An 18555-nucleotide genomic window follows, 5' to 3' on the forward strand; every position below is an offset into this window, starting at 1 on the left:
GGTATCTCTCCTTCAGGCAAAACCAACCCGCTTCGAGCGGAAAACAGGCTGCAAGGATACCTTGCACATTCCCGGTAACACAGCGCTACTTTTCGCACCAAAATGAGGCTACCTAATCACCCGTTCCGCACGTATCACCCCACAAATGACTCTGGATGAACATGCTGCGGTAACACATTGACTTTGTTGGCAGCTTTTTAAATTTTAATGATTCTCGACTCCAACATGAGCCCGCGCTGCCCTCGCCCCGTGTTTACGGTGCTTTCCGACCCTCGGTAGCCGTTTTTGTGAAAATTTCATGAAGTGTTGCGAATTTTGAGCACGCTTGTTGCATTCCCTTCACGTCAAGTCGGCACGACATCTGCAATGGCAGGTGAACGCGACAAATAACAACAGCGGCATTGGTTACCAGGGAGTTTCCTTAACCGGAATCGGTACTTACAGATTCGTTACGGTGACAGGAACAGCGCTGGCGTTGTACGACCCATAAACCGGGGCGTGATTTGCGACATGGAAATACCCAAAAGCGACATGGCAAAAAAGTTCCGTAAAGAGTGCTTATAGCCATATCGCCAACAACAGTCAGCGTGCTATACATTTTCGCCGACATAACAAGAAAGAGCTGCACCTTATAACTAAAAGACTGGGACGCAGCGGTACTCTTCCTAAAAACCAAAGGAGCAAATCACGATGCGCGTGATGAAGTGGAGCATGATCGCCCTGGCCGTTACGGCGGGGACCTCGCAGTTGGCAATGGCCTCGGCACAAGACGAGTCCAAAGGTTTCGTTGAAGACAGCAAGCTGAACGTCAAGACCCGCATGCTGTATTTCAGCCGTGACTTCCGTAACGTCCCATCTGGCGCCCAGAGCCGCGTTGAAGAAACCGGCCTTGGCTTCCTCGGCACCTTCGAATCGGGCTTCACCCAAGGCACCGTAGGCTTCGGTGTCGACGCCATCGGCATGCTGGGCCTCAAGCTGGACAGCGGCAAAGGCCGCGCTGGCACCGGTCTGTTCCCCGAGGGCTCCGACGGTCGCTCGCAGGACGACTACTCCGAAGGCGGCGGCGCAGTGAAAATGCGCATTTCCAACACTGTGCTGAAATTCGGCGACCAGTTCACCGCATTGCCAGTATTTGCTACCGACGACAGCCGCTTGCTGCCGGAAGTTGCTCAAGGTGGCCTGATCACCAGCAACGAAATCGATGGCCTTACACTGCACGCCGGTCACTTCACCGCGCTGAACGCCCAGGCTCAGACTTATCACGATAGCCTTCAACTGAAGGAAGCCAACGTTGTCGGCGGCACTTATGCCTTCTCCGACAATCTGAGCACCAGCCTCTACTACTCCAAGGTTGAAGACTACTGGCGCAAGTACTACGCCAACGTCAACTGGGCATTGCCAATTTCCGACAAGCAAGGCCTGGTGTTCGACTTCAACATCTATGACACCAAGAGCGATGGCAACCTGGCCCGCGCCTACGATGGTGACAAACTCGACAACCGCGCATTCAGCCTGTCGGCTGCCTATAACATCGGCGCTCACACCTTCACTCTGGCCTATCAAAAAGTGTCCGGTGACGGCGATTACGCATACGGCGTAGACGGCGGCGGTACCATCTTCCTGGCCAACTCCGTGGCCCGTTCCGACTTCAACTCCGAAGACGAGAAGTCCTGGCAGGCTCGCTACGACCTGAACTTCGCCCAATTCGGCATCCCAGGCCTGACCTTCATGACCCGTTACGTACACGGCACCGGCGCCAACGTTACGAGCGGCGACAACGGTAAAGAATGGGAACGCGATATCGATATCAAGTACGTGCTGCAGGAAGGCCCGGCCAAGGACCTGAGCTTCCGTATCCGTCAGGCTACCTACCGCTCCTCCGATGCGGTGTACCTGGACAGCTCCCCATCGATCGACGAACTGCGCCTGATCGTGGAGTACCCGCTGAGCATCCTGTAAGCCTGGCTTGCAGTGCCCCGCACCTGAAAAGCCCGGCGATCACGCCGGGCTTTTTCTTGGCTGACAAGTGTCACGCCCTGGGGCATCCTGTACGCCTTCGTTTCACCCCCGTACAATGCGGGGCTATTTCAACGTCTTAGGCAATCGACACGGCTAACCATGCGCACCAGTCAATATTTGCTCGCCACCCAGAAAGAAACCCCTGCCGACGCAGTGGTCATCAGCCATCAGCTCATGCTGCGTGCCGGCATGATCCGCAAACTGGCCTCTGGCCTGTACACCTGGCTGCCGATGGGCTTGCGGGTAATGCGCAAGGTCGAGGCCGTGGTGCGCGAGGAAATGAACGCCGCCGGCGCCCTGGAAGTACTGATGCCAAGCATCCAGCCTGCCGAGCTGTGGCAGGAGTCCGGCCGCTGGGAGCAGTACGGCCCCGAGCTGCTGCGCCTGAAAGACCGCCACCAGCGTGATTTCTGCGTTGGCCCGACCCACGAAGAAGTCATCACCGACCTGGCCCGTAACGAGCTGTCCAGCTATAAACAGCTGCCGCTCAACATGTACCAGATCCAGACCAAGTTCCGTGACGAGATCCGCCCGCGCTTCGGCTTGATGCGTGGCCGCGAGTTCATCATGAAGGACGCCTACTCGTTCCATGCCGACCAGGCTTCCCTGCAGGAAACCTACGACCGCATGCACCAGGCGTACAGCAACGTGTTCACCCGCCTGGGCCTGGACTTCCGCCCAGTGCAGGCCGACACCGGCTCCATCGGTGGCAGCTACTCGCATGAGTTCCACGTACTGGCCGAGTCCGGCGAAGACGACGTGATCTTCAGCGACAGCTCCGACTACGCCGCCAACATCGAGAAGGCCGAGGCCATCCCGCGCGAAACCGTGCGCCCAGCCCCTACCGAGGAGCTGCGCCTGGTCGACACCCCGAATGCCAAGACCATTGCGCAACTGGTCGAAAACCATGGCCTGGCGATCGAAAAGACCGTCAAGACCCTGATCGTGCGCGGCGCCGAAGAAGGCAAGCTGATCGCCCTGATCGTTCGCGGCGACCACGAACTGAACGAAATCAAGGCCACCAAGCTGGAACAGGTTGCCGACCCGCTGGTCATGGCCACCGAAGCCGAACTGCGCGACGCCATTGGCGCCGGCGCCGGCTCGCTCGGCCCGCTGAACCTGCCGCTGGAAATCATCATCGACCGTTCGGTTGCCCTGATGAGCGACTTCGGCATCGGCGCCAACATCGACGACAAACACTACTTTGGCGTCAACTGGGAGCGCGACCTGCCGGTTCCACAGGTTGCCGACCTGCGCAACGTGGTCGAAGGCGACCCAAGCCCGGACGGCCAGGGCACCCTGGTGATCAAGCGCGGCATCGAAGTGGGCCATATCTTCCAGCTGGGCACCAAGTACAGCGAGGCACTGAAGTGCCAGGTACTGGGCGAGAACGGCAAGCCGGTAACCCTGGCCATGGGCTGCTACGGCATCGGCGTGTCCCGCGTGGTCGCTGCCGCCATCGAGCAGAGCTATGACGACAAGGGCATCATCTGGAACGACGCCCTGGCCCCGTTCCAGATCGCCCTGGTGCCGCTGCGCTACGAAACCGACGTGGTCCGCGAGGCAACCGACAAGCTGTACGCCGAACTGACCGCTGCCGGCTTCGAAGTACTGCTGGACGACCGCGACAAGAAGACCAGCCCAGGTATCAAGTTTGCCGACATGGAGCTGATCGGCATCCCGCACCGCATCGTCGTCAGCGATCGCGGCCTGGCCGACGGCAACCTGGAATACAAGCACCGCACCGAGCAGGACGCTCAGCCATTGCCCGTCAATGAAGTGCTGACCTTCCTGCAGGCCCGCGTTCGCCGCTGATAACCAATGCACGAGTGATCATGTACAAGCGAAGTACCTTTACCCTGGGGGGCGCCGCACTGTGCGGCGCCCTGCTCGTCAGCGGCTGCGCCAACCAGATGTCCCAGCGCAGCGACCATGAGGAGCGCGTCGAGCGCAAACTGCTCGAGCACACCCTGCAGATCGATGTCGGCGAGCCGAAGGTGATGGAGCTTCCGCAGCGACGTGTGCGCGTGCATGAGCAGAAGCGCTTCGAAGTCACCGAGTTCGAAGTCACCCGGCGCTATGACCGCTACACGCCATACCAGCCCTGGCGGGAGATCTACGAGATCCCGCTGGGTGCCGTGGCCGTGGTGGCGGGCGTTGGTGCCAACGTGGTCAATGTCTTCGCCTTGGGCAACCTGCCGCAAAGCATTACCCATGACTGGCTCAGCTACGGCGTGGACGGGCTCAACCCGTTCATGAACGTGCCGTCCAACGGCCGTGCCCAGCAGAACCTGGCAGGGATCAGCGAAGTACAGAAAAACAAGCGCGAAGAATCCACCAGCGTGCCCTGGAGCGAACGCCTGGTCGAGGTCAAGGCTGGCAAGATGACCCACGAACTGACTACCGACCGCAATGGCGTGCTGCGCCTTAACCTGCTCGACAGCCCGTTCTCCGAGCAGAACCTCAACCACGTCGGCACCCTGCACTTGCAGGTACTCGACGAGGACAATGCGGTACGCGGCGATGCCAGCCTGCTGGTCAGCGCCACCTTGCGCAACAAGCTGCTTGAAGCCCACGAACTGATCTTCGATGACCTCGAAGATGACGATGTCGGCCAGTGGGTACACCGGGTCAAGCGCCTGTCGGAGCTGGGCCTGGAAGAAGAAGCCAGTGAAATGGAACAAAGCCTGATCGAGCTGACCCGCAACGATCCGGAACTGCAGCAGGAGTTTCTGCAGTCGCTGACCAAGGCCACTGGCCGGTTGGTGGCTGACCCCGGCGCGCATTGACACATTGGGGCTGCTTTGCAGCCCAATCGCCGGCAAGCCAGCTCCCACAGGTACTGCATCAAGCTCAAGGGCAGTGCAACCCCTGTGGGAGCTGGCTTGCCGGCGATTGGGCCGCAAAGCGGCCCCTGTTCATTTAGGCGGGAACAGCTCCAGCTGTTCATGCGCCCCGCGCAAGTCACGCAACCTCACCCCTACCCCCAGCAATCGCACCGGCTTGCCACCACGGGCAAAGGCCTGCCCCAGCAACTGCCGATAACTCTCCAGGTCCCTGCCCGCACCCGCCTGCTCCATGGTGGTCTGGCTGAAGTCATGGAACTTGACCTTAACGAAGGGTTTGTCCGGCCGGTAACTGCTGTCCATGCGGGCGATGCGCTCGTTCAGGCTCTCCAGCAGCTCAGGCAAGCGCGCCAGGCAACTGGCCAGATCAGGCAGGTCGGTGTCGTAGGTGTTTTCCACGCTGACTGACTGGCGGCGGCTGTCATTGTGTACTGCACGCTCATCTATTCCGCGCGATAGCCCCCATAACCGCTCGCCAAAGCTGCCGAACTCGCGTACCAGCGCCAGCCGCGACCAATCGCGCAGCTCCAGGCAGGTTTCGATGCCCAGCCGCGCCAGCTTGTCTGCCGTTACCTTGCCCACCCCATGCAACCTGGCCACCGGCAAGGCGGCGACGAATGCCTCCACCTCGCCCGGGGTAATCACGAACAGCCCGTTGGGCTTGCGCCAGTCACTGGCGATCTTTGCCAGAAACTTGTTCGGCGCCACGCCCGCCGACACGGTGATATGCAAGGTGCGGGAAACCCGTCGGCGGATATCCTCGGCGATGCGCGTGGCACTGCCGGAATACCACTGGCTATCGCTTACATCCAGGTAGGCTTCATCCAGCGACAAAGGCTCGATCAGCTCGGTGTAGTCGCGGAAGATGGCATGTATTTCTCGCGAGGCCTCCCGGTAAGCCTCGAAGCGCGGCTTGACGATCAACAAGTCGGGGCACAGCTTCAGCGCATGCCGGGAAGACATGGCAGAACGAACGCCATAGGCGCGAGCTTCATAGTTGCAGGTGGCGATCACCCCACGCTGGTCAGGCGAGCCCCCAACCGCCATGGGTCGGCCAGCCAGGCGCGGGTCATCACGCATCTCGATTGCGGCATAGAAGCAATCGCAGTCAACGTGGATGATCTTGCGCAAGGACATGGATGGCCGTCAGCACTGTAAATTCATACAGATAGTATCGCATGCACCTGTTGTGAAACAGCTCACCCGTGTTGCCATACGATAATCGGCCGCAAAGCCCCGCCGCACCTGAGCTGCGACCTGTTATCAGGCGCTAAGGGTTTGAACAAAAAAGGTTTTTCCAAAACAAGTGCTTGACAATGGTCGGCAAATCCGTAGAATTCGGTCTCACAGGCGCGGGATGGAGCAGCCTGGTAGCTCGTCGGGCTCATAACCCGAAGGTCGTCGGTTCAAATCCGGCTCCCGCAACCAAATTCGAGAAAAGGCCACTGTTAACGCAGTGGCCTTTTTCTTTGCCTGCTATAAAGCAATTTCGAAAAAACCTCGAAAAATCAAAGCCTAGCGCTTGACATACACATTCCAAGCTGTAGAATCCGCCCCACTGACGCGGGATGGAGCAGCCTGGTAGCTCGTCGGGCTCATAACCCGAAGGTCGTCGGTTCAAATCCGGCTCCCGCAACCAGATTCAAGAAAAGGCCACTGTTAACACAGTGGCCTTTTTCTTTGCCCGCTGAAAAGCATTGCCGAAAAACCCTTGATAAATCAAAGCCAGGTGCTTGACATACACTCGGCACGCTGTAGAATGCGCACCTCTGACGCGGGATGGAGCAGCCTGGTAGCTCGTCGGGCTCATAACCCGAAGGTCGTCGGTTCAAATCCGGCTCCCGCAACCATATTCGTCAGAATAAACCCCGCCTGTGTAACAGCAGCGCGGGGTTTGTTGTTTCTACCCTCCCTGCTTTTCGTCGCCCCAATTTTCCCTCGCTCGCAAGCCAACCCGCAGGCTTGAGACGTTGTGCCCTGGATGAACTATCTTTAACCCTGCCGGGCCGCTGAAAGCGCCTGAGGCCGGAGTAACATTGGATACGTTTTCCTAAGGGACTTTCACTTGGCCGCACCTTCCCTCCACCTCGCGCAGCATGCCCGGGGCAATTCATGACTTCACACAACCCCGAACCTCCGGTGCCGCTCGCCTCGGCGCTGCCCGGTGCCGTGCAGCGCCTGCCCTTGCTTGAACGCCTGAGCCGCTACCGCCAGCCCATCGGCCTGGCGGTGACCCTGGTGCTGTTCACCATGGCCTTGATTGCCTGCCGCCACCTGCTGAGCGAGCTGGACATCTATGCCTTGCACGATGCCATGCTCAGCGTGCCGGCCCAGTCCTTGTTGGGCGCCTTTGTGGCGACGGTCGTCGGCTTCGTGATCCTGCTGGGTTACGAGTGGTCGGCCAGCCGCTATGCCGGTGTGAAACTGCCAGCACGCAGCCTGGTACTGGGCGGTTTCAGCGCCTTTGCCATTGGCAATGCCATCGGCTTGTCGATGCTCTCGGGCGGCTCTGTGCGCTACCGGCTGTATGCGCGCCAAGGGCTTGCTGCCGGTGATGTCGCACGGATGACGGTTTTCGCCAGCTTGTCACTGGGTTGCGCACTGCCGCCACTGGCCGCGTTGGCGACCCTGAGCGACCTGCCTGCGGCCTCGACCGCACTGGGCTTGGCGCCTGGCTTGCTGGGGGGTATCGCCACTGCCGTGCTGGTGGCGAGTGCCCTGCTGCTGTTCGGTTTGTACCGCCGGCGCCTGGCAGAACAACCGCTGGCCAATAACCTGCTGGTGCAACTGGGCCGCCGTACACTGCGCCTGCCAGGCGCGCGCCTGGCTGCCCTGCAACTGCTGATCACCGCGCTGGATGTGGCGGCAGCCGCCACCGTGCTGTACCTGCTGCTGCCCGAGGCGCCACCGTTCGGCGCGTTTGTGCTGGTATACCTGCTGGCCTTGGCCGCAGGCGTGCTCAGCCACGTTCCCGGCGGTGTCGGGGTGTTCGAGGCGATCCTGCTGGCGGCCTTTGCCGACCAGCTCGGCGCCGCGCCACTGGCGGCCGCCCTGCTGCTGTACCGGCTGATCTACGTGGTGATGCCATTGCTGCTGGCCTGCGTGCTGTTGCTGGCCAACGAGGCCCGGCGCCTGCTGTTCGCGCAGCAAGCCATCAAGGCCGCTTCCGGGCTGGCCGCACCGATCCTGTCGATACTGGTGTTCCTTTCTGGCGTGGTGCTGCTGTTCTCGGGCGCCACACCCGAGATCGACACGCGGCTGGAGCACATGGGCTTCCTCGTACCGCACCGGCTGATCGATGCCTCGCACTTCGGCGCCAGCCTGATCGGCGTGCTGTGCCTGCTGCTGGCCCAAGGCCTGCGCCGGCGACTGTCCGCTGCCTGGCTACTGACCACGGTGCTGTTGCTGGTGGGTGCCCTGCTGTCGCTGCTCAAAGGTTTCGACTGGGAAGAGGCTTGCCTGCTGACTTTCACCGCCACCTTGCTGGCCCTGTTCCGCCGCTCGTTCTATCGCCCAAGCCGCCTGCTGGAACTGCCATTCTCGCCGGTGTTCCTGGTCGCCAGCGCCTGCGCAGTCGGTGCCTCGGTATGGCTGCTGCTGTTCGCCTACCAGGACGTGCCCTACAGCCATCAGTTGTGGTGGCAATTTACCCTTGATGCCGATGCCCCGCGGGGCTTGCGTGCCGCCATGGGCAGTGCCCTGCTGTTGGCAGCCGTGGCACTGACCTGGCTGCTGCGCACCGCACCGCCGGTGATCCACTTGCCCGATGAAGAAGAACTGCAGCGCGCCAACCGCATCCTGCTGGCCTCCGACCAGCCCGACGGTGGCCTGGCCCTGACCGGCGACAAGGCATTGCTGTTCCACCCGCGTGACAATGCCTTCCTCATGTACGCCCGACGCGGCCGTAGCCTGGTGGCCCTGTACGACCCGATCGGCCCGGCCCAGGAGCGCGCCGAAATGATCTGGCAGTTCCGCGACCTGTGTGACCTGCACCACGCCCGCCCGGTGTTCTACCAGGTGCGCGCCGAGAACCTGCCCTTCTATATGGACATCGGCCTGACAGCGCTGAAGCTGGGCGAAGAAGCCCGTGTCGACCTGCGCCGCTTCGACCTGGAAGCCAAGGGCAAGGAGATGAAAGACCTGCGCTACACCTGGAACCGCGGTGGCCGCGACGGCCTGAGCCTGGAAATCCACGAACCTGGCCACGCTCCCCTGGCAGAGCTGAAGGAAATTTCCGATGCCTGGCTAGGCGGCAAGAACGTGCGCGAAAAAGGCTTCTCGCTGGGACGCTTCAGCCCGGACTACCTGCAACACTTCCGCATTGCCCTGATTCGCTTCCAGGGCCGCCCGGTGGCCTTCGCCAACCTGCTTGAAACCCATGGCAACGAACTGGCCAGCCTCGACCTGATGCGCGCGCACCCCGAGGCACCGAAGCTGACCATGGAGTTCATGATGATCGGCTTGATCCTGCATTACAAAAACCATGAATACGCCCGCTTCAGCCTGGGCATGGTGCCGCTGTCCGGCCTGCAGCCACGGCGCGGCGCGCCCTTGACGCAACGCCTGGGTTCCATGGTGTTCCGCCGGGGCGAGCAGCTTTACAACTTCCAGGGGCTTCGCCGCTTCAAGGACAAATTCCAACCGGATTGGGAACCCCGCTACATGGCCGTGCCGGCCGGGCTCGACCCGCTTGTGGCACTGGCCGACACCGCCGCCCTGATTGCAGGCGGCCTGACTGGATTGGTGAAACGTTGATGACCCGACGCTATTGGCTGTACCTGCTGGTTCCCCTGCTGCTGGCCGCCCTGGGTGGCACGCTGGCCTTCTGGCTGTGGACGCGCCCGGCCCCCGAGGCGCGCCTGGAGCAACTGAGCGTCAATGACACCAACATCACCCGGGTCACCCCTGGCGTACACCCCAAGGCCCGGGTAGCCATTGGGGTGCCGCAAGAACAGGCACTGACTGACAAGCAACTGATCGACCTGAGCCAGGCCGGCGAAGCCCAGTTGGTGCAGGTGATCCTGCCGCCGAACGACTGCAGCAAGCAGCAGCAGGCGATGGACCAGGCCCTGGCCGAGCTGCCGGAAAAGCCGACGCTGGTTGCCGGTATCGGCCCTGGTGCCGCCCAGGCCTGGCGTTGGCTGGCCAGCCAGAACGATGACAAGGCGCGGGCGATTTCCGTGGACTTCAGCCTGGAGCAACCCGGCTGTCAGGCCCCACTGCCGAAGGCAGCTGCCCATGGCCACTGGAACGTTGCCTGGAACGACAACCCGGATGACGCCAGCGCCGCCTTCGTACGTGACCAGGCCAACGCCGAAACCAGCATCAGCGACTACGACATCCACCTGCCACAGGTGCTGAAGGCGCAGCTGACCCAGGCTCTGGTTGGCCACGACGGCAACGCCTTGGCCATCCCGGTGGTCGAAGTACCTGCCGGGCAAACCACCGATACCGTCACCCTGTTCCTCTCCGGCGATGGCGGCTGGCGCGACCTGGACCGGGATGTGGCCGGTGAAATGGCCAAACTGGGCTACCCGGTGGTGGGCATCGACACGCTGCGCTACTACTGGCAACACAAGACCCCGGAGCAAAGCGCCGCCGACCTGTCCGAGCTGATGCAGCACTACCGGCAAAAGTGGGGTACCAAGCGCTTCGTGCTGACGGGCTATTCGTTCGGTGCCGATGTGCTGCCGGCCATCTACAACCGCTTGCCGGCAGAAGACCAACAGCGCATCGATGCCGTGGTGTTGCTGGCCTTTGCCCGCAGCGGCAGCTTCGAGATCGAGGTGGAGGGCTGGTTGGGCAAGGAAGGCCAGGAAGCGCCTACCGGGCCAGAGATGGCCAGGCTGCCGGCGTCCAAGGTGGTGTGCGTGTATGGCGTGGAAGAGACAGATGAAAGCGGTTGCACCGAAAAGACTGCGGTGGGTGAACGCCTGAAGCTGCCTGGGGGGCACCACTTCGACGAGAACTACCCGGCGCTGGCCAAGCGCTTGATTGGTGAGATCGAGACGCGCCAAGGCAAGTCGAGCGTTGCCGAACAGAACTGACAAAAATCGGGGCCGCTTTGCGGCCCATCGCTGGCAAGCCAGGCTCCCACAGGGACCGCGCCATGTTGAATATCAGCGCAGTACTTGTGGGAGCGGGCTTGCCCGCGAAGGGCTGCAAAGCAGCCCCTTGCCAATCAGATCTCGACCTGGGTCCCCAGCTCGATCACCCTGTTCAGCGGCAGGTTGAAGAAGCGCAAGTTACCGTTGGCATTCTTCAGCAGGAACGCGAACAGGTTGCCCCGCCAACGCGACATCCCCTCCAACCGTGAAGCGATCACCGTCTCGCGGCTGAGGAAGTAGGTGGTGCGCATCGGGGTGAAGTCCAGCTCATCCAGATGGCACAGTTTCAACGCAGCCGGCACGTCCGGTTCGTCCATGAAGCCAAAGTGCAGCAACACGCGGAAGAACCCGTCACCGTAGGCCTCCACTTCAAAACGCTCCTGCTCCGGCACTCGCGGCCGGTCTTCGCTGACCACCGTCAGCAACACCACCTGGCTGTGCAGCACCTGGTTATGCAGCATGTTATGCAGCAGCGCATGGGGTACGGCGTCGGCCCGCGCGGTAAGGAACACCGCCGTGCCCTCGACCCGGTGGGGCGGCTGGATGCGGATACTGCTGATGAACAGCTGCAGCGGCAGCGCGCCTTCGTCGATACGCTCGACCAGAATCTGCTTACCACGCTTCCAGGTACTCATCAGCAGGAACAGCACACCACCGGCCAGCACCGGGAAAGCGCCGCCCTGTACGATTTTCGGCACGTTGGCGGCAAAGAACAGGCCATCCACCAACAGGAAGCCCACCAGGATCGGTACCGCCAGCACAGGCGGCCACTTCCACAGCAGCAACATCACCGCCGACACCAGGATGGTGGTCATCAGCATGGTGCCGGTCACCGCCACACCGTAGGCCGCGGCCAGTGCACCGGACGACTCGAAACCGATCACCAGCAGCACTACGCCCACCATCAGCGTCCAGTTCACCGCCCCAATGTAGATCTGCCCCTGCTCGTCGCTGGAGGTGTGCTGGATCTGCATGCGCGGAATGTAGCCCAGCTGGATGGCCTGTCGGGTAAGGGAGAACGCCCCCGAAATCACCGCCTGCGAGGCAATCACCGTGGCCATGGTCGCCAGCCCGACCAACGGCAGCAGCGCCCAGCCCGGCGCCAGCAGGTAGAACGGGTTACGTGCCGCGTCCGGGTTTTGCAGCAGCAGCGCACCCTGGCCGAAATAATTGAGCACCAACGCGGGCAGCACCAGGATGAACCAGGCGCGGGCAATCGGCTTGCGGCCAAAGTGGCCCATGTCGGCATACAGCGCCTCGGCACCGGTCAGCGCCAGCACCACCGCGCCTAGAATGGCCACGCCCATGCCAGGGTGCACCACGAAGAAGTTGACCGCCCAGCCCGGGTTGAAGGCCTTGAGTACTTCCGGGCTCTGCGAGATACCATGCACGCCCAGCGCACCCAGCACCACGAACCAGGTGACCATGATCGGGCCGAACAGCTTGCCGATCTTCTCGGTGCCGTGCTTCTGCACCAGGAACAGCGCCACCAGCACCACCAGCGAGATCGGCACCACCCAGTGGTCAATGCCGTCAAACGCCAGGCCCATGCCCTCCACCGCCGATAGCACCGACACCGCCGGGGTGATCATGCTGTCGCCATAGAACAACGAAGCGCCGATCAGGCCACAGATCACCATCAGCGTACGCAACCGCGGGTAGGCCGCTGTGGCCCGCCGCGCCAGTGCAGTCAGGGCCATGGTGCCGCCCTCGCCCTGGTTGTCGGCGCGCAGGATGAACATTACATATTTGAACGACACTACCCACAACAGCGACCACAGGATCAGTGACAGGATCCCCAGCACGCCATCATGGTTGACCGGCACCCCATAGCCGCCGGTAAAGACTTCCTTCAGGGTGTACAACGGGCTGGTGCCGATATCGCCATAAACCACCCCGACCGCCGCCACGAGCAGGCCCAGCGACCGCGCCGCGCCCTGCTTCCCCTCGTGCCCGCCCTCGGCGTGACTGCTTGCCTGAACCATCGACCACTCCCGCAGACGGCCATCACGGCCTTTAGTATTCACTCGCGCACAAGGCCCACTGGGGCACCTTCGCGCAACGGCGCGAAGCATAGCGCAGCGTTCGTCGTATTTCTGCTGGTCAAGCGACGTTACGCTCGCTAGAATTGCGCACTTTTTGATCAGAGGCGCCATAAAGCGCCCGTCAAGATCGCCCGCGATTCCGGCCGGGCGACCTGCATTCAATACCGAGGTTAGTCATGTCCACCACGCCCGCCACCCCCAAGGTAGGTTTCGTAAGCCTGGGTTGCCCAAAAGCCCTGGTCGATTCCGAGCGCATCCTTACCCAGCTGCGCATGGAAGGCTATGAAGTCGTGCCCACCTACGAGGACGCCGACGTGGTGGTGGTCAACACCTGCGGCTTCATCGACAGCGCCAAGGCCGAGTCGCTGGAAGTGATCGGCGAAGCCATCAAGGAAAACGGCAAGGTCATCGTTACCGGCTGCATGGGTGTCGAAGAAGGCAGCATCCGTGACGTGCACCCGAGCGTGCTGTCGGTCACCGGCCCGCAGCAGTACGAGCAGGTGGTCAACGCGGTGCACGAAGTCGTGCCGCCACGCCAGGACCACAACCCGCTGATCGACCTGGTGCCGCCACAGGGCGTCAAGCTGACCCCGCGTCACTATGCGTACCTGAAAATTTCCGAAGGCTGCAACCACAGCTGCAGTTTCTGCATCATCCCGTCGATGCGCGGCAAGCTGGTCAGCCGCCCGGTGGGTGAAGTGCTGAGCGAAGCCGAGCGCCTGGTCAAGGCCGGGGTGAAGGAGATCCTGGTGATTTCCCAGGACACCAGCGCCTACGGCGTCGACGTCAAGTACAAGACCGACTTCTGGAACGGCCGCCCGGTCAAGACCCGCATGCTGGAGCTGTGCGAGGCCCTGAGCAGCCTGGGCGCCTGGGTACGCCTGCACTACGTGTACCCTTACCCGAACGTCGACGACGTGATCCCGCTGATGGCCGCTGGCAAGATCCTGCCGTACCTGGACATCCCGTTCCAGCACGCCAGCCCGAAAGTGCTCAAGTCGATGAAGCGCCCTGCCTTCGAAGACCGCACCCTGGCGCGCATCAAGAACTGGCGCGAGCAGTGCCCTGAGCTGGTGATCCGCTCCACCTTCATCGTCGGCTTCCCGGGCGAGACCGAGGAAGACTTCCAGTACCTGCTGGACTGGCTTACCGAAGCCCAGCTCGACCGCGTGGGCTGCTTCCAGTACTCGCCGGTAGAAGGCGCGCCGGCCAACGACCTGGGCCTGGAAGAAGTGCCGGACGACGTCAAGCAGGAGCGCTGGGACCGCTTCATGGCCCACCAGCAGGCCATCAGCACCGCCCGCCTGCAACTGCGCATCGGCAAGGAAATCGAAGTGCTGATCGATGAAGTCGAGGAGCAAGGCTCGGTTGGCCGCAGCTTCTTCGATGCCCCGGAAATCGACGGCAGCGTGTTCATCGATGGCGACCATGGCTTCAAGCCAGGCGACAAAGTACGTTGCCGCGTGGTGGATGCCGACGAATACGACATGTGGGCAGAGCCTGTCTGAAACGGCTGCACCACTGAAAAGCCCTTGCCCCGCCATTGCGGAGCAGGGGCTTTTTTGTCAGAACGTGTGAAACAGCATCAGGCCGCCCTCGGCATCCGGGCTGGCATCCGAGAAGCCCTTGACCGCGTAGAGTTGAACTTTCCATTGCTGGTTGAGCTTGTGGGTCAGGAACAGGGTAAGTTCCTTGATCTGCGACCCCGTGGAGACCACTTTCTGCCGCCAGTCGTAGGAAGCGCCCGCCGAAGTGCCCGTAGCCACGGGTATTGCGAAACCGAGGCTGACAAATACCGGGTCGTCAAAATCACTGTCGGGCGGGTCACCGAACTTCTTCCAGCCCAGTGTCGCGAAACCGGTGACCGGGCCAAAGCCTTTGGTGATATCGACCTGGGCGGTGTAGTCATACTCACCGGTACCCAGGCACTGGTCTTCATCGGCGGTGGGGAATTTGACCTTGCCGATCAGGTCGAGCATCAGGCCACCGTCACTGCCATCGAGCAGGGCGTACCCGGCGCTGGCAACCGTGTCACCCAGCCCGCTCTCCACACGCCGGCAGCCGCCGGGCAAGGGGTCGCCATTGGGGCCTACTTCAGGGTTGGTGATGCGTAACCAGGGCACGGTGACCTTGTAGGTCATCGGACCTGTTTCGTACTTGCCGACCACGGGGACGTACCAGATTTCCGAAGTGGTGCCCGTGCCATAGTCGCCGCTTGAATAGTCCATGCCGATGGCGGCGCTGAAGGTGTCGGCCCCGGCCGACGCGCTGGTACATGACAGCAGACAGGCCAGCAGCGGAAGGGTGGGTCTCATCGGCACCTCAGTATCCTGTCGGGAAGTGTGGTCGGACTAACCCAGCCTAGTTGCCTAACGCCCTGATCGCTCTGGATGCTCTACTTTTTCGGCGGTCTCTACCTTTTCCGGCTTCTCGACTTTTTCAACTTTCTCGACCTTTTCAGGCTTTTCGACCTTCTCAACCTTTTCGACTTTCTCTACTTTTTCAGGTTTTTCGACCTTCTCGACTCTTTCAGCTTTCTCCACCTTCTCCACCTTTTCAGGCTTTTCCACCTTCTCGACCTTCTCTACTTTTTCAACCTTCTCAACCTTCTCAACCTTCTCAACCTTCTCGGCTTTTTCTACCTTCTCGACTTCAACCCTTTCTACCCGATCAGACCTGCCGCTGTTGCTGCTTTCCGGCTGCTCCACAGTTTCCACATGTTCTGACTTGCCAGACTTGTCCACGCTTGCAGCATCGCCATGCCCACTGGTGTCTTCGATAGCGCTGCGCCCACTGTGATCGTCACTGCCTTCGTTACGAACACGGTTCGACTCGCCAGTGTCATCACCACTGCTGCTGGACCCACCGGAGCCGCCGCTGTCGTGCTCGCTGCCATGCCCCGAATGGCCTTTGTCCGGGTTATCGACACGGTCATCCTGGAATTCCACGCGGGTTGCCCGCAGCTCGTGCGTACCACTGAGCACGCCACTGACCCGAACACGCTGATCCAGCAACGGCTTGCCAACGATGACAGTGCCCTGCCCCAGCGTCACATTGATGCCTGCCACCACCAGTTGCCGAGCCTGCGCACGCTGCACCAGCCCTTCAACCACGGTCTGCTGCACACGGCCAGCAAACGGCAGGCTCGGGTCTGGACGGGTTTGCGCCACTTCCAGCTGGCGCCCGGTCCACTGGCCACGCACCAGCACTTCCCGTGCGGGGGCTACGCGGGTACCCAATTGCAGCCCTTGCAGGCTACCAGGGCGATCGATTGCACCAATTGCACTGGCTTCTCGCAGGCCCGGTGCCCGCTCGATGCGAGTCGCCACCACTTCGCCCTTGGCATCGCGCAGGCCACTGACCCTGACCGGCTCGCCTGGGCGCAGGCCTTCAGCCACCCGTGCGCCAGCAGCAAGCCGCACAGGTTGGCCCATGACCCGCAACGGGGCCGAAGCGTTGGGGAGTGCCGTCAGTGGCCCTTCGAAGACGTTCAGGATCGAGATGCGCCCTGCCTGCAGGCCGCGCTGGGTGGCAACGGCCTCCACCGCCACAACCTGCCCGATCGCCAGGTGAGCACTGCTGGCGGGTGCGCCGTTTTCACTCACCGGTACGTCCTTGCCGTAATGCACTTCCATGCCATTGACGCAGATCGAGGCGAACCCGGTAATGGTGCCGACGATGCCGGTACCACCGGTACCGCCCGGGCGCAGGATCGGTGCACCGGTACCGCCTACCCCGCCGCTGCCGTGATCGAAGTAGGTACCGTCCACACCATCGGCCACCGCGCCAGTACCGCCTGTGCCGCCGGGGCGTTGCGGGAGCGGTGCGCCAGTGCCGCCGACACCACCGTTGTCACTGCGCGCGCCGGTACCACCCGTACCGCCCGGAAACTGCAGGCCGGCGGCGCCGGCCATACCCACTTCCTCACGGCTGACACAAACCGGCGCTGCGGCTACCTCGGCAGGCATCACCAGGTTCAACCCGAAAACCAGGGCGAACGTGACGACACTGAAGCAGCGCGCAAGCGGAGTCATGGGCCGGGTGTCTTCGACAAATCGGGATCGGTAGCTTCAGTGTAGAAATAAAGCCCCACAGTGATGCGTTGACGTTGCTCGATGCCGGGCTCATCAACGCTTTCCAGATCTGCTGCTAGCCGGCTGAAGGCCAGCAGCGCCTGCATGCCGTCCTTGGCAACCACGTCACGCAATTGCTCGACGCTGGCCGGGCTCAGGGCATCGTAGTGTGTGCTGCGCTCAAAGAACGGCAGGCCTTCGCCGCTGAGGTTGTGTACCGCTGCGCAAGCATGGTCATGCAGGTTGTGGCCAAAGTACGCGGCTTTTTCATCAAAGCCTTTTTGCGGCACGAATGCCTGCGCCTCCAGGTGCACGCAATCCTGCTCATCGAGCCGGACGATGCCAAGGCGCAACCACTCATCCAGCACCACCCGGCCGCGGATATCGGTGCTGACCGTGGCCACCAGGGCATCGAATGAACAGTCGCCACCCACACTCGCCAAACGTGGCAAAGCCAGCGCCTGGCCAGGTGCCGAGCAGAACGGCGGGCTGGAGGTCCATGCATTGACCAACTGTGCGCCCAGGGTGATGTTCGCCGGCAAGGCCTCGTGTGCCATGCCCCCTTCGCTGCGCAGCCGCCGGACATCCTTGCGATGCACACCTGTGAGCAGGCTGATGCGGCTGTCGCTGGGTGGGGTGTCGTCCAGGCGAAACTCGCGGTCGGCCACGTCGACGAAGACTTCCTTGAGCAGGTCGGCGAACAGGGTGTAGGTCACCCCTTTGCGCAACATCAAGCGCACCAGCGGGCGCATGACACGCCGCAGTGCGCTTAACATCGAAGGGGGTAAAGTCGGGCTGATCAACGCCTGTCAGCTCCTGCTGTTGTCATCACCCGGTTCGCCACCCACATGGTTGCCGCGATCGTCACCAGGTTCACCACCCACGTGATTGCCGTGATCATCGCCAGGCTCGCCGCCGACATGATTGCCATGATCATCCCCGGGCTCACCGCCAACATGGTTGCCATGATCGTCACCGGGCTCACCGCCAACGTGATTGCCGTGATCGTCACCGGGCTCACCACCCACGTGATTGCCATGATCATCACCCGCTTCAGCATGGTTGCCGCTGCGTCCAGCGTTTGAACTACCGTCGTGGCCGCTGCCACTGTTGCCGGCATGGCCGCCACCGTCGCCGCCACTGCCGTGGCCACCGCTTCCGCCACTTCCGCCGCCACCGCCATGGCCACCGCCGCCGCCACTTCCGCCGCCACCGCCATGGCCACCACCGCCGCCGCTTCCGCCGCCACCGCCATGGCCACCACCGCCGCCGCTTCCGCCGCCACCGCCATGACCACCGCCGCCGCCGCCACCGCCGCCATGACCACCACCACCGCCATCCTTGGCATAGGCGCTGGAGCCTTGGGAAATCGAGTCAGGGATCAAAACAATGGACGCTGACAGCACGCCAGCCACGGCAACCGCCAGCAAGGCCTTCTTGAACAGCAGGTGGATTTGCATAGTCC

The 18555-nt window shown here is 62.1% G+C and carries 12 protein-coding genes and 3 tRNA genes; 9 read left to right on the forward strand and 6 right to left on the reverse strand.

The features are described 5' to 3' along the window. The first annotated feature begins 690 nt into the window (after nt 1–690). The 3 genes from ACFY9W_RS05980 (at nt 691) to ACFY9W_RS05990 (ending at nt 4808) form a co-directional block, all read left to right on the forward strand. Entirely contained in the window at nt 691–1959 is a 1269-nt protein-coding gene (locus ACFY9W_RS05980) for an OprD family outer membrane porin (protein WP_391127079.1), read from the forward strand. Between the two features lie 159 nt (nt 1960–2118). Further along, nucleotides 2119–3834, forward strand: a complete 1716-nt coding sequence (locus ACFY9W_RS05985; RefSeq protein ID WP_391127082.1) for a proline--tRNA ligase — start codon at nt 2119–2121, stop codon at nt 3832–3834. A gap of 20 nt (nt 3835–3854) precedes the next feature. Beyond that, nucleotides 3855–4808, forward strand: coding sequence for a hypothetical protein (locus tag ACFY9W_RS05990; protein ID WP_391127084.1), 954 nt, complete (start codon nt 3855–3857; stop codon nt 4806–4808). Between the two features lie 129 nt (nt 4809–4937). On the opposite strand, the gene dinB is transcribed toward ACFY9W_RS05990, so the two are convergent. Continuing rightward, a complete protein-coding gene (dinB, locus tag ACFY9W_RS05995; protein WP_391127221.1) occupies nt 4938–5996 on the reverse strand; it encodes a DNA polymerase IV in 1059 nt (352 codons plus the stop codon). A 220-nt stretch (nt 5997–6216) separates the two neighbouring features. Between dinB and ACFY9W_RS06000 the strand changes: the two genes are divergently transcribed. The 5 genes from ACFY9W_RS06000 (at nt 6217) to ACFY9W_RS06020 (ending at nt 10912) form a co-directional block, all read left to right on the forward strand. Then, nucleotides 6217–6293 (forward strand) — tRNA-Met (locus tag ACFY9W_RS06000). Between the two features lie 134 nt (nt 6294–6427). Continuing rightward, nucleotides 6428–6504, forward strand: a tRNA-Met gene (locus ACFY9W_RS06005). A gap of 134 nt (nt 6505–6638) precedes the next feature. Beyond that, nucleotides 6639–6715: transfer RNA gene (locus ACFY9W_RS06010), tRNA-Met, on the forward strand. 262 nt (nt 6716–6977) lie between these two features. Next, complete coding sequence (gene mprF / locus ACFY9W_RS06015) at nt 6978–9620, forward strand: bifunctional lysylphosphatidylglycerol flippase/synthetase MprF (protein ID WP_391127087.1); 2643 nt, start codon at nt 6978–6980, stop codon at nt 9618–9620. Next, entirely contained in the window at nt 9620–10912 is a 1293-nt protein-coding gene (locus tag ACFY9W_RS06020) for an AcvB/VirJ family lysyl-phosphatidylglycerol hydrolase (protein ID WP_391127089.1), read from the forward strand. Before mprF ends, ACFY9W_RS06020 begins: the two co-directional genes overlap by 1 nt. A gap of 134 nt (nt 10913–11046) precedes the next feature. On the opposite strand, the gene ACFY9W_RS06025 is transcribed toward ACFY9W_RS06020, so the two are convergent. Continuing rightward, entirely contained in the window at nt 11047–12957 is a 1911-nt protein-coding gene (locus ACFY9W_RS06025; RefSeq protein WP_391127091.1) for a KUP/HAK/KT family potassium transporter, read from the reverse strand. A 236-nt stretch (nt 12958–13193) separates the two neighbouring features. On the opposite strand from ACFY9W_RS06025, the gene rimO reads away from it, so the two are divergent. Then, nucleotides 13194–14525, forward strand: coding sequence for a 30S ribosomal protein S12 methylthiotransferase RimO (rimO, locus tag ACFY9W_RS06030; protein WP_391127094.1), 1332 nt, complete (start codon nt 13194–13196; stop codon nt 14523–14525). A 57-nt stretch (nt 14526–14582) separates the two neighbouring features. Here the strand turns inward: rimO and ACFY9W_RS06035 are convergent, their stop codons facing one another. From ACFY9W_RS06035 to ACFY9W_RS06050, 4 genes are read right to left on the reverse strand one after another with little or no spacing between them, the layout of a single operon-like run. Beyond that, on the reverse strand, nt 14583–15332 hold the full coding sequence (locus ACFY9W_RS06035; protein WP_391127097.1) for a hypothetical protein: 750 nt from the start codon (nt 15330–15332) through the stop codon (nt 14583–14585). A gap of 54 nt (nt 15333–15386) precedes the next feature. Beyond that, entirely contained in the window at nt 15387–17051 is a 1665-nt protein-coding gene (locus tag ACFY9W_RS06040; protein ID WP_391127100.1) for a DUF5666 domain-containing protein, read from the reverse strand. Further along, nucleotides 17048–17842: a DUF6502 family protein gene (locus ACFY9W_RS06045; protein WP_391127103.1), complete on the reverse strand. Its 795-nt coding sequence runs from the start codon at nt 17840–17842 to the stop codon at nt 17048–17050. Before ACFY9W_RS06045 ends, ACFY9W_RS06040 begins: the two co-directional genes overlap by 4 nt. Nucleotides 17843–17899: 57 nt before the next feature. Continuing rightward, nucleotides 17900–18550: a hypothetical protein gene (locus tag ACFY9W_RS06050; RefSeq protein ID WP_391127106.1), complete on the reverse strand. Its 651-nt coding sequence runs from the start codon at nt 18548–18550 to the stop codon at nt 17900–17902. Nucleotides 18551–18555: the final 5 nt, after the last annotated feature.

It is taken from the genome of Pseudomonas sp. NPDC008258 (assembly GCF_042956345.1).
In the GTDB taxonomy this organism is placed as follows: Bacteria; Pseudomonadota; Gammaproteobacteria; order Pseudomonadales; family Pseudomonadaceae; genus Aquipseudomonas.

What these genes read in the sequence shown, in the direction of transcription:
- ACFY9W_RS06045 (WP_391127103.1), bottom strand. Translation starts at nt 17,842, where the DNA reads ATGCGCCCGCTGGTGCGCTTGATGTTGCGCAAAGGGGTGACCTACACC.
- ACFY9W_RS06040 (WP_391127100.1), bottom strand. Translation starts at nt 17,051, where the DNA reads ATGACTCCGCTTGCGCGCTGCTTCAGTGTCGTCACGTTCGCCCTGGTT.
- ACFY9W_RS06025 (WP_391127091.1), bottom strand. Translation starts at nt 12,957, where the DNA reads ATGGTTCAGGCAAGCAGTCACGCCGAGGGCGGGCACGAGGGGAAGCAG.
- ACFY9W_RS06050 (WP_391127106.1), bottom strand. Translation starts at nt 18,550, where the DNA reads ATGCAAATCCACCTGCTGTTCAAGAAGGCCTTGCTGGCGGTTGCCGTG.
- ACFY9W_RS05980 (WP_391127079.1), top strand. Translation starts at nt 691, where the DNA reads ATGCGCGTGATGAAGTGGAGCATGATCGCCCTGGCCGTTACGGCGGGG.
- rimO (WP_391127094.1), top strand. Translation starts at nt 13,194, where the DNA reads ATGTCCACCACGCCCGCCACCCCCAAGGTAGGTTTCGTAAGCCTGGGT.
- ACFY9W_RS06020 (WP_391127089.1), top strand. Translation starts at nt 9,620, where the DNA reads ATGACCCGACGCTATTGGCTGTACCTGCTGGTTCCCCTGCTGCTGGCC.
- ACFY9W_RS05990 (WP_391127084.1), top strand. Translation starts at nt 3,855, where the DNA reads ATGTACAAGCGAAGTACCTTTACCCTGGGGGGCGCCGCACTGTGCGGC.
- ACFY9W_RS06035 (WP_391127097.1), bottom strand. Translation starts at nt 15,332, where the DNA reads ATGAGACCCACCCTTCCGCTGCTGGCCTGTCTGCTGTCATGTACCAGC.
- ACFY9W_RS05985 (WP_391127082.1), top strand. Translation starts at nt 2,119, where the DNA reads ATGCGCACCAGTCAATATTTGCTCGCCACCCAGAAAGAAACCCCTGCC.
- mprF (WP_391127087.1), top strand. Translation starts at nt 6,978, where the DNA reads ATGACTTCACACAACCCCGAACCTCCGGTGCCGCTCGCCTCGGCGCTG.